The organism is Sphingomonas sp. 10B4, assembly GCF_035019905.1.
GTDB lineage: Bacteria > Pseudomonadota > Alphaproteobacteria > Sphingomonadales > Sphingomonadaceae > Sphingomonas > Sphingomonas glacialis.
The window spans coordinates 1-273 of record NZ_JASJVC010000306.1; the positions used below are offsets into that span (position 1 = coordinate 1).

The window sequence follows — 273 nt, forward strand, 5'->3', positions numbered from 1 at the left end:
GTCGAGGATACCGAAGAAGCGCGCCAAGAAATCATGGGGCAGGGCGGTCGGCCGATACAGGTGATCGAAGGTCCGCTGATGGATGGCATGAATATCGTCGGTGATCTGTTCGGACAGGGCAAGATGTTTCTGCCGCAGGTGGTGAAATCAGCGCGTGTGATGAAGCAGGCGGTGGCCCATCTGGTGCCGTTCATCGAAGAAGAAAAACGCCGCAGTGGTGATACCAAGGCCAAGGGTAAGATCGTCATCGCCACGGTCAAGGGTGATGTGCAT

1 protein-coding gene is annotated in these 273 nt (G+C 56.4%); it reads left to right on the plus strand.

Annotated elements, in window-relative coordinates:
• Positions 1-273: B12-binding domain-containing protein (locus QN347_RS19910; RefSeq protein WP_323494416.1), on the plus strand; the 273-nt coding region annotated here is incomplete at both ends.